The 15342-nt window shown below is 69.6% G+C and carries 12 protein-coding genes and 1 other RNA gene; 5 read left to right on the forward strand and 8 right to left on the reverse strand.

Features of this window, described 5'->3' with window-relative positions; translation table 11 throughout:
• Positions 1–1028 (forward strand): 2-oxo acid dehydrogenase subunit E2 (locus AC4PMY_RS18740; protein ID WP_491623379.1); only part of this gene is annotated, 1028 nt, incomplete at its 5' end.
• A gap of 30 nt (positions 1029–1058) precedes the next feature.
• On the opposite strand, the gene AC4PMY_RS18745 is transcribed toward AC4PMY_RS18740, so the two are convergent.
• On the reverse strand, positions 1059–2573 hold the full coding sequence (locus AC4PMY_RS18745) for a protein kinase domain-containing protein (protein ID WP_491623380.1): 1515 nt from the start codon (positions 2571–2573) through the stop codon (positions 1059–1061).
• 131 nt (positions 2574–2704) lie between these two features.
• On the opposite strand from AC4PMY_RS18745, the gene AC4PMY_RS18750 reads away from it, so the two are divergent.
• Positions 2705–3409 (forward strand): DUF4191 domain-containing protein, encoded by a 705-nt coding sequence (locus AC4PMY_RS18750; protein ID WP_071260054.1) that lies wholly within the window; start codon positions 2705–2707, stop codon positions 3407–3409.
• 88 nt (positions 3410–3497) lie between these two features.
• On the opposite strand, the gene AC4PMY_RS18755 is transcribed toward AC4PMY_RS18750, so the two are convergent.
• Positions 3498–3929 carry an RDD family protein gene (locus tag AC4PMY_RS18755; protein WP_064293768.1) on the reverse strand — a complete coding sequence of 144 codons (432 nt, stop codon included), beginning with the start codon at positions 3927–3929 and terminating at the stop codon, positions 3498–3500.
• 139 nt (positions 3930–4068) lie between these two features.
• Here AC4PMY_RS18755 and glnA point away from each other — a divergent pair, with 139 nt between their 5' ends.
• Positions 4069–5493: a type I glutamate--ammonia ligase gene (gene glnA / locus AC4PMY_RS18760; protein WP_056005986.1), complete on the forward strand. Its 1425-nt coding sequence runs from the start codon at positions 4069–4071 to the stop codon at positions 5491–5493.
• Positions 5494–5568: 75 nt separating this feature from the next.
• Here the strand turns inward: glnA and AC4PMY_RS18765 are convergent, their stop codons facing one another.
• The 4 genes from AC4PMY_RS18765 to AC4PMY_RS18780 all read right to left on the reverse strand — a co-directional run bounded on the left by AC4PMY_RS18765 (position 5569) and on the right by AC4PMY_RS18780 (position 12291).
• Positions 5569–8562: a bifunctional [glutamine synthetase] adenylyltransferase/[glutamine synthetase]-adenylyl-L-tyrosine phosphorylase gene (locus AC4PMY_RS18765; RefSeq protein WP_491623381.1), complete on the reverse strand. Its 2994-nt coding sequence runs from the start codon at positions 8560–8562 to the stop codon at positions 5569–5571.
• A 21-nt stretch (positions 8563–8583) separates the two neighbouring features.
• Positions 8584–9939, reverse strand: coding sequence for a glutamine synthetase family protein (locus AC4PMY_RS18770; protein ID WP_064293766.1), 1356 nt, complete (start codon positions 9937–9939; stop codon positions 8584–8586).
• Between the two features lie 97 nt (positions 9940–10036).
• Positions 10037–12001: a hypothetical protein gene (locus AC4PMY_RS18775; protein WP_491623382.1), complete on the reverse strand. Its 1965-nt coding sequence runs from the start codon at positions 11999–12001 to the stop codon at positions 10037–10039.
• 104 nt (positions 12002–12105) lie between these two features.
• Positions 12106–12291 (reverse strand): hypothetical protein, encoded by a 186-nt coding sequence (locus tag AC4PMY_RS18780; protein ID WP_071260048.1) that lies wholly within the window; start codon positions 12289–12291, stop codon positions 12106–12108.
• A gap of 34 nt (positions 12292–12325) precedes the next feature.
• On the opposite strand from AC4PMY_RS18780, the gene map reads away from it, so the two are divergent.
• A complete protein-coding gene (map, locus tag AC4PMY_RS18785; RefSeq protein ID WP_491623383.1) occupies positions 12326–13228 on the forward strand; it encodes a type I methionyl aminopeptidase in 903 nt (300 codons plus the stop codon).
• 9 nt (positions 13229–13237) lie between these two features.
• Positions 13238–14014 (forward strand): polyphosphate--glucose phosphotransferase, encoded by a 777-nt coding sequence (gene ppgK, locus AC4PMY_RS18790; protein ID WP_121290762.1) that lies wholly within the window; start codon positions 13238–13240, stop codon positions 14012–14014.
• A gap of 139 nt (positions 14015–14153) precedes the next feature.
• Here the strand turns inward: ppgK and rnpB are convergent.
• Both rnpB and AC4PMY_RS18800 read right to left on the reverse strand, forming a co-directional pair.
• Positions 14154–14520, reverse strand: an RNA gene (gene rnpB, locus AC4PMY_RS18795) — RNase P RNA component class A.
• A 71-nt stretch (positions 14521–14591) separates the two neighbouring features.
• Positions 14592–15329, reverse strand: a complete 738-nt coding sequence (locus AC4PMY_RS18800) for a zinc ribbon domain-containing protein (RefSeq protein WP_064293761.1) — start codon at positions 15327–15329, stop codon at positions 14592–14594.
• Positions 15330–15342 lie beyond the last annotated feature (13 nt).

Consider the following 15342-nt stretch of genomic DNA (forward strand, 5'->3'; position numbering starts at 1 on the left):
CACCGGCTCCCGCCGCTGCGCCTGCTGCTGCACCGGCTCCCGCTGCTGCACCGGCACCTGCTACTGCTCCGGCACCTGCTGCTCCCGCTGCTCCGGCACCTGCCGCCGCTTCGACGCCCGCCGCCGGCGGGGTCGTCAACTCCGGCTACGTCACGCCGCTGGTGCGTCGTCTCGCCAACCAGCACGGGGTCGACCTCAGCACGGTCACCGGCACCGGTGTCGGCGGACGTATCCGCAAGGAAGACGTCCTGCAGGCTCAGAGCGCCGATGGCGCCACGGAGTCGCCCGCTGCTCCGACCGTCCAGGTCTCCGAGCTGCGTGGCACGAGCAAGGCCATGTCGCGTCTGCGCAAGGTCGTCGCCGAGCGCGCCGTCGCTTCGATGCAGGGCACCGCCCAGCTGACGAGCGTCGTCGAGGTCGACGTCACGAAGGTCGCGGCACTCCGCACGGCCGTCAAGGACGAGTTCCTCGCCAAGACCGGCAACAAGCTGTCGTTCCTGCCGTTCTTCGCCCTTGCTGCCAGCGAGGCGCTCCAGACGTACCCGATCATCAACGCCACCGTCGACGGCGACCAGATCGTGTACCCGGAGACGGAGAACCTCGCGATCGCCGTGGACACCGAGCGTGGCCTGCTGACGCCGGTCATCCGCAACTCGGGCTCCAAGTCGATCGCCGAGCTCGGCGCCGAGATCGCCGACCTCGCGCAGCGCACCCGCGACAACAAGCTGCAGCCCGATGAGCTCTCGGGCGGCACGTTCACGCTGACCAACACCGGTTCGCGCGGCGCACTGTTCGACACCCCGATCGTGTTCCTGCCGCAGTCGGCGATCCTCGGTACGGGTATCGTCACGAAGAAGCCGGTCGTCGTGACGGTCGACGGTGCAGACGCGATCGCGATCCGTTCGACGGTCTACCTCGCGCTGAGCTACGACCACCGCATCATCGACGGCGCGGACGCTGCACGCTTCCTCGTCCAGGTGAAGAACCGCCTCGAAGCAGGCGACTTCCGCGGCTCGCTCGGGATCTGATCCCGAACCGACCGCACCGTGTCCACCGCCTCACCCGGCGGTGAATACCTCTCGCAGACGCCAGCCCGTCTCGCCCCTCACCACGAGGAGCGTGACGGGCTGTCGTCGTCCTGCGGTGGCGTCGTTCGTCTCGGACGGCTCGGCCGTGCCGCGAAGGACCGCCGCGTCGCCCTGACGGTCGACGAGGTCCAGACTCGCCGCATCGATCGAGCCGATCCCGACACCGAGGTGCTCGTCGTCGTCGAACGGGGACCCGCGTTCGACGGAGCCCCAGACGCACCCCTCCTCCCCCGTCGTGCGGCACTCATCACGTCGACGGACGAGCTCGCGGGCCGCGGCCGCCGGATCGTCACCGGTGACCACGTCGACGTCGCCGGCTTCGTCCGCCGCTGACGTCGGTGTCTCCACCGGTGGCGCGACCGTCGTGACCGCCGCGGACGCCGGGCCGCCCGGACCGGCCGGCGTCGGTGCGATCGCGGTGCTCGGGTCTTCGGACGGCAGGAACACCATCGCCGCCGACACCAGTGCCGCTGCCGCGCCTGCCGCTCCGATCATGAGTCGACGACGTCTCGGGCCGGTGTCGACGGACAGCGTCGAGCCGGTGGCCGCGGCCCGGGTACCTCGCCCGGGTCGCCAAGCCAGACGGCGGCGCAGCCGCGACACAGGATGCCGCGACAGACGCCTCGATTCGACCGCGGCTCGTCGGGTCGGCGGGAGCGGAGCGGCCCGCTGCGCGCGATCGGCGGAAGCACGGATGACATCGGCAGGCGATGCGGACGACGAATCGACCCGGTCGAGCAGGACCGGGAGCGGTCGTGCCAGGGCGTGGATCCGCTGTTGCAGTCGATTGGCGATCTCGTGGTCGGCGAGTTCATCCACGACGTCGGCCCAGGCCACGGTCGTGGGGGCTTCATCGGGGTCGGTCGCCTGCAGGACACCGTCCATGAGCCCTGCGAACGCCGTCCAATCGGCGGCGAACGCCGGCGCGGTGCGTCCGAGCCCACCATCGATGCTCTGTTGGTCCACGGGAGCTGCGCTCGACCACCCGGAGAGGACCGGTCGGCCATCGTCGGCGAAGCGCACGGCCGAAGCGCTGATCGACCCGTGACTGATCCCGGAGAGGTGCGCCGCGCGGATGGCGTCGACCAGCGGTGCCAGGATCGTGACGGCCTCACCGGGAGCGATCGACTCCCGGCGGCGCAGCAGTTCTCCCAACGTGCCGCCAGCGAGCCGCTCGACCAGCAGGCACGGGAGGCCGGTGGGATCCTCGGCGACGTCGACGAGTCTCACGATGTGCGGGTGGTCTAGTCGGGACAGGATGGCCGCGCGACGCCAGAGGTCGCGTTCGGCGGCGTCGGCCCTCGCTCGGAGCAGCACGGCGTCGCCCGCCGGGGAGGCCTGGTCGGTACGCCCTCCGTGCGCGGAGCCGGCGTGGGCGAGCACCGTCGAGTAGGCCGTCCACTCCCGGCCCTCACCCAGGCACCGGACGAGACGACGGCCGGCCACTCGGGTCGTGGTCGCGGACGGGTCTGGCAGTGTTTCCATAGCTCGATCCTCCGACGCGGAGTCCCGTCCGACGGCGTCGGCGCACGCGGCTGTGGACAAGGTCCCCGCGTCACCGGCCTGTGGAGCAGAACGCAGCATCAGGACCCTCCGTCACCGGCTATCCTGGGAGCATGGCTCAGAAGGACGCGCCCCCGGCGGCGCAGAAGGAACCAGGGCGGATCAAGCAGCTCTGGCAGGTGTTCCAGCTCACCCGTCGCCACGACAAGGCGGCGCAGTGGTTGATGCTCGGCGGCTTCATCCTGCCGGTGCTCATCGGTGTCGCGGTCGCACTGCTGTTCTCGGCGGGCAACATCTTCGCGCTCGTCATGTGGATCATCGCGGGTGTGCTCGCCGGTATCCTCGCGGCCCTGTTCATCCTCACCCGGCGCGCGGACAAGGTCGTCTACACGCAGATCGAGGGTCGGCCGGGCGCGGTGGGCCAGGTGCTCCGCGCTGCTCCGCGCTCGTGGCAGACCAGCGAGATGCCCGTCGCCGTGAACCCGAAGACCCAGGACGCGATCTACCGGGCCGTCGGCCGCGGTGGCGTCGCACTGATCGCCGAAGGACCCCGATCGCGGACCTCACGCCTGCTCGAGGACGAGAAGCGCAAGGTCACCCGCATCCTCCCGAACGTGCCGATCACGGTGTTCCACGTCGGGCCCGACGCCGACTCGGTGCAGCTCCGTCAGCTCTCCGGCGCCCTCCGGAAGGTGAAGAAGTCCTTGACCAACCCCGAGGTGCTCGCGGTCAGCAACCGTCTGTCCTCCTTCGGTACGCAGCTCCCCATCCCGAAGGGTGTCGACCCGATGCGGGTCCGCCCGCAGCGCGCGCGCTGACCCACCGGCACCGCTCGGAACACTTCGCGGTGTCGGAACGACGGCCGCCCTCCTGACGGAGGGCGGCCGTTCGCGGTTCCGGCTGCGTTCAGCGCACCCGCAGGAGCACCGTGCCGGCCACTTTGTCGTGGAAGCCACGCTGGTCCGAATCCCAGACGAGCGCCGGAACGACCACGCAGAGGAGCACGGTTCGCACGGCCGGCCGCCAGAGCCCGACCCACCCGCCGGTCAACGGCATCAGACGCATCCCGCAGAGGCGATGGCCGAGACTGCCGCCGATGGTCGGGATGAACACGAACTGCATGATGGCGAAAATCACGAGTGTCGCGGTGGCGTCGTAGGCGAAGAACGCGACCGAGAGGACGACCGCCACGGCCCAGTCGATGACGAGCGCGGTGATCCGCCGACCGACCCGCGCGACCGATCGGACACCGCTCTCCGGGAGTCCCAGGCGTTCACCGGGGAAGGCGCTGGGAGGAAGCTCTCCGAAGGTCCGTGGATTCTGCGGGGTGTGGGGCACTGTGCCATTCTATTCGGGCGGGGATTCTCGTAACATCCACGAAACATGGGTGTCATGGTGGGGTAACCCCCTCCCCGTAGTCTCACAGATGGCTGCGCTGTGCAGCCTCCCTGTACCAACCCCATTTGGAGCCATTCACATGTTCAGTGATTCTTCCGAAGTGCTCAAGTTCATCAAGGACACCGATGTCAAGTTCCTCGACATCCGCTTCACGGACCTTCCCGGCGTGCAGCAGCACTTCAACATCCCGGCCAGCACCGTCGACGAGGAGTTCTTCACCGTCGGCCAGCTCTTCGATGGTTCGTCCATCCGTGGCTTCGCCAACATCCACGAGTCGGACATGCAGCTCATCCCGGATGTCTCCACCGCTTACATCGACGCCTTCCGTGCCGAGCGCACGCTCATCATGGTGTTCGACATCTACAACCCCCGCAACGGCGAGATCTACTCCAAGGACCCGCGTCAGGTCGCCAAGAAGGCTGAGAAGTACCTCGCCTCGACCGGCATCGCCGACACCGCGTTCTTCGCCCCCGAGGCCGAGTTCTACATCTTCGACGACGTCCGCTACGAGGTGAACCAGCACTCGAGCTTCTACTCGGTGGACTCCGAAGAGGGAGCCTGGAACACCGGCCGCGCCGAAGAGGGCGGCAACCTCGGCAACAAGACCCCGTACAAGGGTGGCTACTTCCCCGTCAGCCCCGTCGACAAGCAGGCAGACCTCCGCGACGACATCAGCCTCAAGCTGATCGACGCCGGCCTCATCCTCGAGCGTGCGCACCACGAGGTGGGCACCGGCGGCCAGGCTGAGATCAACTACCGCTTCGACACCATGGTCGCCGCGGCGGACGACATCCTCAAGTTCAAGTACATCGTGAAGAACACGGCCGAGCTGTGGGGCAAGACCGCGACCTTCATGCCGAAGCCGCTCTTCGGCGACAACGGCTCGGGCATGCACACGCACCAGTCGCTGTGGAGCGACGGCAAGCCGCTCTTCTACGACGAGAACGGCTACGGCGGCCTCTCCGACCTCGCCCGCTGGTACATCGGCGGCCTGCTGAAGCACGCCCCGGCCGTCCTGGCGTTCACGAACCCGACGGTGAACTCCTACCACCGCCTGGTCCCCGGCTTCGAGGCTCCCGTCAACCTGGTCTACTCGGCCGGTAACCGCTCGGCGTCGATCCGTATCCCGATCACGGGCACGAACCCGAAGGCCAAGCGCATCGAGTTCCGCGCGCCCGACGCGTCCGGCAACCCGTACCTCGCGTTCGCCGCTCAGCTGATGGCGGGCCTCGACGGCATCAAGAACCGCATCGAGCCGCACGAGCCCGTCGACAAGGACCTCTACGAGCTTCCCCCCGAGGAGGCCAAGAACATCCCGCAGGTGCCCGCATCGCTCGGCGCGGCGCTCGAGGCACTCGAGGCGGACCACGAGTTCCTCCTCGCCGGCAACGTCTTCACGCCGGAACTCATCGAGACCTGGATCCAGTACAAGCGCGAGAACGAGATCAAGCCGCTGGCCCAGCGCCCGCACCCGTTCGAGTTCGAGCTGTACTACGGCGTCTGACGACCCCTGCTGTATCGCGAACCGCCCGTCATCCTCTCGGATGGCGGGCGGTTCCGTGTGGTCGAGGCGATCGGCTCAGATGCCGTAGAAGCCGTGCTCGAAGACCGTCCGGGCTCGCCGGGTGGCCGCGAGGTAGTCCTGTTCCAGGAGGCTCGCCGATCCGGTCGGATACTCCAAGAGTCGTGCCACACCTTCGAGCTGTTGGCGGTCGCTCGGCAGCACGTCCTGCGTCTTGTTCAACCACAGCGTCATGGCCGAGCGGATTCGCGAGGCGAGGATCCAGGCCTCGCGGAGTCGTTCGGCGGACTCCCCATCGACGAGATCCGCCTCCACCGCCGCGTCGAGCGCTCGGAGCGTCGAGGTGGTGCGCAACGGTGGCACCGCCGCACCGTGCTCGAGCTGGAGGAGCTGCACGAACCACTCGACGTCGCTGAGCGAGCCGCGCCCGAGCTTCAGGTGTCTCGTCGGGTCGGCGCCCTGCGGCAGCCGCTCGTTCTCGACGCGTGCCTTGATCCGCTTGACCTCGCGGACGGACTGCTCGCTGATCGCGGCTGGGTAACGGACCGTGTCCGCCACCTCGGTGAACGCCTCGATGAGCTCGGTGTCGCCCACGACCCCGGCGGCGCGGAGCAGCGCCTGCGCCTCCCAGGTGAGGGACCAGCGCGCGTAGTAGTTCCGGTAGGAGTCGAGGGAGCGCACGAGCGGACCGTTCTTCCCCTCGGGACGGAGGTCGAGGTCGAGGTCGAGCGGGAGCCGGGCGTCCTCGCTCAGACGCTTGAGCTCTGCGGCGATCGCTCCGGCCTGGCGCTGTGCATCCTGGGTGTCGACCCCGTCCTTCGGCCGGAACACGTAGAGGACGTCGAGGTCCGAACCGAGTCCGAGCTCAGCTCCGCCGTAGCGGCCCATGGCGATGACGGCGAACTCGATGTCCGCGCCGAGGCCGCCGATGCGTCTGACGGCGCCGAGGAGCCCTGCGAGCGTCGCCGTCGACACGTCCGTCAGTCCTGCAGCGAGGCCCTGCACGTCCAGCATGCCGACGGTCGACGACATCGCCAGCCGGAGGACTTCGCGTCGCCGTACCGCGCGGATGGCGGCGGCTGCGGTGTCCGGTGAGTCATGTCGTCTGAGGATGGCGGCGATCTCCTCGCCGAGCGCGGTCGACGATCGCGGGAGGAGGTCCTCGTCTCCGGCGAGCCAAGCGGCCGACTCGGGGATGCGGTCCATGAGCTCGCCGATGAACCGGGACCCCGAGAGGACCCGCGTGAGCCGCTCGGCCGCGCCTGAGGAGTCGCGGAGCATCCGCAGGAACCAGTGCGACTCGCCGAGGGACTCGCTGAGCCGACGGAACGCGAGCAATCCGTAGTCGGGATCGGCGCCGTCCGCGAACCAGCCGAGCATGACGGGGAGCAGATGCCGCTGGATGTTGGCGCGCCGGGACACGCCGGCGGTGAGCGCCCCGATGTGGGCGAGCGCGCCGCGGGGGTCGACGAAGCCGATCGCCGCGAGTCGCGCCTCCGCCTGACCGCTCGTCAGACTCAGACCGCTCTCGGGCAAGGCCGCGACCGCCGAGAGCAGCGGCCGGTAGAACAACCGCTCGTGCAGCTGCCGGACACCGTGCTTCGTGGTCTCCCATCGCGTGACGAGGGCCTGTGCGGTCGTCGCGAGCGTGCTCGACCGGGCAAGGGATCGGAGGGACGGCTCGTCGCGCGGCATCATGTGCGTGCGCTGCAGTCGCGTCAGCTGCAGGCGGTGTTCGAGCACGCGCAGCAGACGGTAGTCGTGAGCGAACTCCTGCGCCTCGGCGCGACCGATGTACCCGGCGGTCGCGAGGCCGTCGAGGGCGGCGAGGGTGCCGCGTTGATGCACGGAGTCGTCGAGCTGTCCGTGGACGAGCTGGAGCAGTTGCACCGTGAACTCGATGTCGCGGAGCCCGCCCGGGCCGAGCTTCAGTTGGTAGTGGACGTCCTCCGCCGGGATGTGTTCGGTGACCCGTTCGCGCATGCGCTGGACCGACTCGACGAAGCCCTCTCGGGACGCACTCCCCCACACCTTCGGCTGCACCGCCTCGATGTAGCGGGCGCCGAGCTCGGGATCGCCGGCGAGGGCCCGAGCCTTGAGGAGCGCCTGGAACTCCCAGCTCTTCGCCCAGCGGTCGTAGTACACGAGATGCGACTCGAGCGTGCGGACGAGGGCGCCGGCCTTCCCCTCCGGGCGGAGGTTCGGATCGACCTCCCACAGGCTCGGTTCGAGACCCGCCTGTCCGAGACCGCGCATGGTGAGGACCGCGAGCCGGGTGGCGATCTCGACGGCACGCCCGTTGTCGAGCCCGTCCTCACCGTCGCCCGAACCCTCACCGACGAAGATGACGTCGACGTCGGAGACGTAGTTCAGCTCCCGTGCGCCCGCCTTGCCCATGCCGATGATGGCGAAGCGGGTGGCCGCGACCTCCTCGCGCGGGTACACGCCGGGACCCCTCGGGCCGCTCGTCTGCGTGCGTGCGACGGCGATGGAGGCCTCCAACGCACCGGCAGCGAGGTCGGAGAGGGCACTGGCCACCCGGTCGAGCACCACGATCGGATCCGGGGCGCAGAGGTCGAAGAGGGCGACCTCGGCGAGCAGTCGTCGGTAGACCACGCGGATCGCGTCCCAGGCCGGCTCCTCGACCATCGCGGCGAAGCCGTCCTCGGCACCGACGCTCGCGAGCAGCTCGTCGCGCGCCTCCTGCAGCGTCGGGACGCGGGTGACGGGCAACTCGAACACCGACAGCTGGTCGGGGTGGCGGAGGAAGAAGTCGATGAACCCCTGCGAGGCGCCGAACAGCCGGAACAGCCGCTCGGCCGAGGCCTGATCCGCCAGAAGAGCTGAGAGCTCGTCGGGTGACTTCCGACCGACCATCAGCACACCGACCAGCGCGGCGTCGGGGTCGGCCGCGACGGCGAAGGACGGAGACAGCGACGCCGGGTCGAGTCGGACGAGCTCCGCGAGCTCGTCCAGTCGGTCACGGGCCTCACCCAGACCGGTGAACCCGAGTCGGGCGAGCGTGCTCAGGGAGATGTTCTCGCGGACCATACGACCGACCGGTCCCCTCGTCTAGAGCATCTCCAGGTTGCTGGACAACTCGAAGGGGGTCACCTGGGCACGGTACTCGTGCCATTCCTGTCGCTTGTTCAGCAGGACGTAGTTGAACACCTGCTCCCCGAGCGTCTCCGCCACGAGTTCGGAACCCTCCATGAGGCTGACGGCGCGATCCAGGCTGGCGGGCAGCGCGTTGTATCCCAGCGCCCGACGCTCGGTGTCGGAGAGCGTCCAGACGTTGTCCTCGGCCTCCGGCGGGAGCTCGTAGCCCTCCTCGATGCCCTTCAGCCCAGCGGCGAGCATGAGCGAGAAGGCGAGGTACGGGTTGGCCGCGGAGTCGATGGCGCGGTACTCGACCCGAGCGCTCTGACCCTTGTTGGGCTTGTAGAGCGGCACGCGCACGAGTGCCGAGCGGTTGTTGTGGCCCCAGCAGACGAAGCTCGGAGCCTCGGACAGCTTGTTCGGCCCGACGCCACCCCAGAGTCGCTTGTAGGAGTTCACGAACTGGTTCGTCACCGCGGTGATCTCCGGAGCGTGCGTCAGGAGTCCGGCGATGAACTGCCGGCCCGTCTTCGAGAGCTGGTACTGCGCACCCGCCTCGTAGAAGGCGTTCGAGTCACCCTCGAACAACGACATGTGCGTGTGCATGCCGCTGCCGGGCTGGTGGACGAGCGGCTTCGGCATGAACGTCGCGTAGACGCCCTGCTCGATCGCCACCTCCTTCACGACGGTGCGGAAGGTCATGATGTTGTCGGCCGTCGTCAGGGCGTCGGCGTATCGCAGGTCGATCTCGTTCTGGCCGGGGCCCGCCTCGTGGTGGCTGAACTCGACGGAGATCCCGAGGTCTTCGAGCATCCGGACGGAACGTCGACGGAAGTCATGAGCGGTGCCACCGGGCACGTTGTCGAAGTAGCCCGCGGAGTCGACCGGTTCCGGTCCGTCGACGCCGTACTGCGAGGACTTCAGCAGGTAGAACTCGATCTCGGGGTGCGTGTAGAACGTGAACCCCATGTCTGCGGCCTTCGCCAGGGTGCGCTTCAAGACGTTCCGCGGGTCGGCGACGGCGGGCTGGCCGTCGGGCGTCGTGATGTCGCAGAACATGCGCGCCGTCGGGTCGATCTCGCCGCGCCACGGCAGGATCTGGAAGGTCGTCGGATCGGGGTGGGCCAGGAGGTCCGACTCGTAGGAGCGGCTGAGCCCCTCGATCGCCGATCCGTCGAAGCCGAGGCCCTCGGAGAACGCGCCTTCCACTTCGGCCGGGGCGATCGCGACGGACTTCAGGGTCCCGACGACATCGGTGAACCACAGCCGGACGAACTTGACGCCCCGCTCCTCGATCGTGCGGAGAACGAAGTCGCGCTGCTTATCCATCTGCCCCTCTTCCTTCGGCCGGCGGCCCATGTCTAGGCTACTGGCTCCGTCCCCGTTCCCGCTCATCAGCGCGCGCCGGGCGTGGGCGATCCACGGCTCACCACCAGGCGAGGACGAAGAGTGCGGTCCAGCCGGCCGTCGCCGCCCACAGCAGCGAGAGTGCGGCGATCCGTAGTCGTGATCCACGGTGGGCCCCTTGCCAGACGGGCACCAGCCCGAGGCAACTCACGAGGAGGGCGATGGAGAGCCACGGCAAGGCGGCGGGCACCCCGACGAGAGCGATCGCCGGACTCGAGGTGGCCGCACGGACGAGCACGACGGCTCCGCCGATCGCCCAGGTCGCTCCGAACACCGGAGCGATCCCCAGCAGGAGACCGTCTTGCACCGGCTGGCGCCGAAGCGCCTGGGTGATCAACCGGTAGCCCCACGCCACGGACCATCCGATGGCCACGAGCCCGAACAGGATGGGCAGCACCAGCAGCGACCACCCGCCACCGGCGTCCGACGAGGTCTGCTGGGCCCATCGCGGGCTCGCCGCGACATCGGCTCGATCGACGACGGCGACGGCCGCGTCGTCGGCGTCGCAGAGCGCCGCCCGATAGCTCGCCGGATCGCTGAGCCACGCACGCATCGCGACCCGTGCGCACGCACTGCTGGCCGATGGGACGGCTCCCGACCCGGGGAAGACCGCCACGAGCGCGTCCGCCGTGCCGCCGGCGACGGGGCCGGCGAGGGCGGCTGCCTGTTCCGGGGCGCCGAGCACGAAGACCGACGTCCCGATCGCGCCCGGCGGCGGCGTCGCACCCACGGCGAACGAGGAGCAGGCAGCGGCCGCGACGTCCTCCAGCAGCGTCGTCGTGGTGACCTCCGCGTCCGAGCGTTCGGCGGCCCCGGGCCAGCCGGTCGTCGAACACCCGAGCACGCGGTCGAGGATGCCGCCGGAGTCGCCCAGCCGGGCGATCGCATCGTTCGCCACGGGATCCAGCACCGTGCTGTCGCCGTCCGCGATCGAGCTCAGGAGCACCGGGAGTGCCGCCTGGGCGATGGGTTCGGACAACGCGTGTGAGGCGATCGCCAAGAGCGCGTCGCCACCGAGGGTGATCGCGTGCGCGCCGGAGGTGCGGTGCGGTGCGGCGACGAGCGCATCGGTGGCGGCGGTGAGGATCCCGGCGGAACGTGTCGGCTCGCTCGGCGCGGTGTCCGGGGTCGCGGACTCCGGTTCCTCAGCGGCGGCGGCCTGTGGTGCCGCCGGCACGGACGGGACGGTGCCCTGCGGCTCGACGCGCGCACGGACGACGGCCAGGGCGGCCGCCACACCGCCTGCGGAGACGATCCCGGGTGCACCCAGGTCGGGGCCGTCGAGGACGACGCCGTCGACACCACCCGGATCGACGTCGGGGGCCGCGAGGGCCACGCCGGCCGACGTGCCCACGGCCAGGATGGTCCAACGCGCGTAGCCCAGCTGCTGCCGCAGGTCGCGGAGGTCCGCAGCCGCGGGGGCGACGCCGAAGTCGCTCGGCACGACGCCGTCCTCCTGCCAGGACGCGGTGCAGGACGCGAAGGCCGCGTCGACCGCGGCGACGCGGGCTGCACGGTCCCCATGAGCCCCGAGCGAAGCGCGGATGGCTGCGTTCGCCGGCGCGCAGTCGAGCGACGGTGTGGCGTCGAGACCGCCCCGGCGTTCGACGAACACCACGTCGCGGTCAGCGGCCAGCCCGTCCTCGACCGCGAGCCGCTGGATGTCGAGCGACGAGAGCGCCGACCCACCGGCGAGGTAGACGAGCGGCGGTCGTCCGGTCTCGAGGGCGGCCGGTACGAGCACGTACGGCAGGGTCGCCTCCGCCGAGTCCGGCACCGTGCGCGACAGAGGCACCGTCAACACACCGCAGCGGGAACCACCGGGGACCGTTGTGACGCACTCGGCTGCGGTGACCTCGGTGGCGACCATCGGCGCTGCAGCGGCCGGCGATGTCGGCATCAGCAGGAGTCCGAGGGTGAGGGCCGCGACGGCACCTCGTCCGACGGCGATCGGTCGACTCCGCGGACGGTCGATCCTGTGCATGTTCCCCCCGCTCGAGCTTCATCGCTCGGCCCATCCTGGCGGATCGCACCACGCCTGCGGAAGAGGGCAGACCCGCAATCCGCTCGCGACGCGACCCGGGTGGCTCACTCCTCGGCAGCCTCGTCGGCGTCCCACTTCGCGCTGTTGGCGCGGAGTCGCTCGAGTGCGTGCGAGGCCTCCGCAGCCGTCTCGAAGGGACCGACGCGGTCCACGACACTCGACTCGAAGCCGAACTCGACCTGGCCGGTCTTCGTGTTGTACCAGTACTGCTCGGATGGTTCCTTCGCCACGGCGCGTCTCCCCTGCTCGGTTAGGCTTGATCCTATGCCTTTCGACACCGCAGGTCACCTGGTCCCCGGTCGCGTCGGCCGCCCCCGATCGGTGCCGGAGACGATCGTCCGCCCCGAGTACGTCGGCCGCGCCGCACCGGCCACCGACACCCGGGGCGACCTGTATTCGGCTGAGGAGATCGAACGCATCCGGGTCGCCGGGACCATCGCCGCCGATGCGATCCAGGCCGTCGGTGCGGCGGTCCGTCCCGGGGTGACCACCGATGAACTGGACGCCATCGGACACGCGTTCGTCATCGGTGCGGGCGCCTATCCGTCGACGCTCGGGTACCGCGGCTACCCCAAGTCGATCTGCAGCTCGGTCAACGAGGTCGTCTGCCACGGCATCCCCGACGACACCGCCTTGCGCGAGGGCGACCTCGTGAACATCGACATCACCGCCTACCTCGACGGCGTGCACGGCGACAGCAACGTGACCTTCCTCGTCGGCGACGTCGCCGACGACACACGGCTCCTCGTCGAGCGCACCCGGGAAGCCCTCAACCGAGGCATCAAGGCCGTCGCCCCAGGTCGGCAGATCAACGTCATCGGTCGTGCGATCGAGTCCTACGCGAAGCGGTTCGGGTACGGCGTCGTCCGCGACTTCACGGGCCACGGCGTCGGCCGGTCCTTCCACTCCGGGTTGATCGTCCCCCACTACGACGCCGCGCCGCTGTACGACACGGTGATGGAGCCGGGCATGGTGTTCACGATCGAGCCGATGCTCACGATCGGTTCCCAGGACTGGGAGCAGTGGGAGGACGACTGGACGGTAACGACGCGCGACCGGTCACTCACCGCACAGTTCGAGCACACGCTCGTCGTCACCGAACGCGGGGCCGAGATCCTCACGCTTCCGAGCCCGATCGACACCGACGCAGCGCCCGCGGCGCTCTAGGCTGGACGCATGACGAACGCAGCTCCCCGGTCCGCCGTCGGCATCGATATCGGAGGGACCGGCATCAAAGGTGCGGTCGTCGACCTCACGACCGGTGCCCTCCTCACCGATCGGGTGAAGATCCCCACGCCGAAGGGTGGCGAGCCGAAGGACATCGTCGTGACGGTGCGCCAGGTGCTCGAGCAGCTCTCCCCGGCCTCGGACGGACTCCCGCTCGGCGTCTGCTTCCCCGCGATCGTCCGCAACGGCCGGACGATGTCCGCGGCGAACGTCTCCGACGCCTGGATCGGCCTCGAAGCCGAGCAGCTGTTCGAGCAGGGCCTCGGGCGTGAGATCACCTTCGTGAACGACGCCGACGCGGCCGGGTACGCCGAGACCGAGTTCGGCGCGGCCAAGGGCGCCAGCGGCCTCACGATCCTGACGACGCTCGGCACCGGCATCGGCACGGCGCTCATCTACAACCGCACGTTGATCCCGAACGCGGAACTCGGACACCTGGAGATCGACGGCAAGGACGCCGAGACGCGGGCGTCCTACGCGGTCAAGGAGCGCGAGGACCTGAGCTGGGAGAAGTGGGCCAAGCGCCTCCAGAAGTACTACGAGCGCCTCGAGTTCCTCTTCTCACCAGATCAGTTCGTGGTGGGCGGCGGCGTGTCCAAGCACGCGGACCACTTCCTGCCGCTGCTGAAGCTCGACACCCCGATCATCCCTGCCGTGCACCGCAACAACGCGGGCATCCTCGGCGCAGCCGCTCTCGCCGCCGGCCCCGCCGAACGCATCGCCTGAGCGCTGCGGGCGCGCTCTGGCGATTCCGTCGCGGCGCCCGGCGTTGAGTGTCAACGGGTCGACCGGTACGCCGGGTTCCGTCCCACGCTTGCGCGGGTGTCGCAGTACGGCTCGACGCAGTCGCGGCCGTGCTGGGGTGTGAACGGGTCGACCGGTACGCCGGGTTCTGTCCCACGCTCTCGCGTTTGGACGGCCATCTCTCTCGGGACGACGTTGCCGCCGCCCTCTAGCGGTCTACCCGGGAACTTGGCGAGCAGCCTCAGCGTTCCCTGTTGACCTTGCTCCGGACGAGGTTTACCGAGCCGACCGGGTCACCCCGGTCGCTGGTGGGCTCTTACCCCACCGTTTCACCCTGACCGTGGTCGCCCACGGCGGTCTGTTCTCTGTGGCACTGTCTCGCGGGTCACCCCGGGTGGGTGTTACCCACCGCCCTGCTCTGTGGAGCCCGGACGTTCCTCGGCACCGACACCCGGAGGTCTCGGTGACGCGACCGTCTAGCCGGCCCGTTCACGGAGACGAGTCTACCGGCCCGTGACAGCGGCCGCGGACCGCCGGTGTCGTGCAGCCCGCGTCCGACTCAGATGAGGCCTGACTCGTCCGTCCGGACGACGATCGCGGCGCACTCGGGGCACTGCACGACCTCTTCGGACGGCGCGGCGCGGACGGCCTGGAGGTCGTTGCCGGTGAGCGACATCTTGCATGCGCCGCAGGTGCCGGCGCGGAACAGTGCTGCACCGATGCCGCCGCGGGCGCGGCGCTGGTCGTAGAGGGCCAGGAGGTCGGCGGGGATGCCGGGTGCGAGTGACTCGCGGTCGGCGGTGAGTCGTGCCCGTTCGGCCTCGAGCTCGACGAGTTCTGCGTCGCGCTTGGCGACGACCTCGTCGAGGAGTTCCTGGAGTCCCGCGCGCTCGGCGTCGACCTGGGCGACGGCGTCCTCCGCGGCTTCGACCCGCTCCATGACGTTCAGCTGGATCTCTTCGAGGTTGTTCTGCCGGTTCTGCAACGAGGCGATCTCGCTCTGCAGCGCTTCGACGTCCTTGACGGAGGTCGACGACTGGAGACGGTCGGCGTCGCGCTTCATGCGGGCCGCGACGACGGCGACGTCGGACTCGATGCGCCCGAGCTCGGTCTGTGCGTCGTCGCGGACGCCGACCCGCTCCAGGCGACGGAGGCGGACGGTCTCGATCTCGGCCTGGAGCTGCGCGATGCGCGCGGCCTCGGGGAGGTTCGCCGCGCGGTGGGCGGTGCGCTGCACGCCGGTGTCGATGCTCTGCAGGGTGAGCAACGTCTTCTGGTCTGCTGGGCTGGCTTTCACGTCTGTTCCAAAC

This window comes from Plantibacter sp. MDV22-iso1, assembly GCF_058408345.1.

Excerpts from the sequence above, each read along its gene's own strand:
- AC4PMY_RS18770 (WP_064293766.1), bottom strand. The coding sequence starts at position 9,939 with ATGGATAAGCAGCGCGACTTCGTTCTCCGCACGATCGAGGAGCGGGGC.
- map (WP_491623383.1), top strand. The coding sequence starts at position 12,326 with ATGCCTTTCGACACCGCAGGTCACCTGGTCCCCGGTCGCGTCGGCCGC.
- AC4PMY_RS18775 (WP_491623382.1), bottom strand. The coding sequence starts at position 12,001 with ATGCACAGGATCGACCGTCCGCGGAGTCGACCGATCGCCGTCGGACGA.
- AC4PMY_RS18750 (WP_071260054.1), top strand. The coding sequence starts at position 2,705 with ATGGCTCAGAAGGACGCGCCCCCGGCGGCGCAGAAGGAACCAGGGCGG.
- ppgK (WP_121290762.1), top strand. The coding sequence starts at position 13,238 with ATGACGAACGCAGCTCCCCGGTCCGCCGTCGGCATCGATATCGGAGGG.
- glnA (WP_056005986.1), top strand. The coding sequence starts at position 4,069 with ATGTTCAGTGATTCTTCCGAAGTGCTCAAGTTCATCAAGGACACCGAT.
- AC4PMY_RS18745 (WP_491623380.1), bottom strand. The coding sequence starts at position 2,573 with ATGGAAACACTGCCAGACCCGTCCGCGACCACGACCCGAGTGGCCGGC.
- AC4PMY_RS18765 (WP_491623381.1), bottom strand. The coding sequence starts at position 8,562 with ATGGTCCGCGAGAACATCTCCCTGAGCACGCTCGCCCGACTCGGGTTC.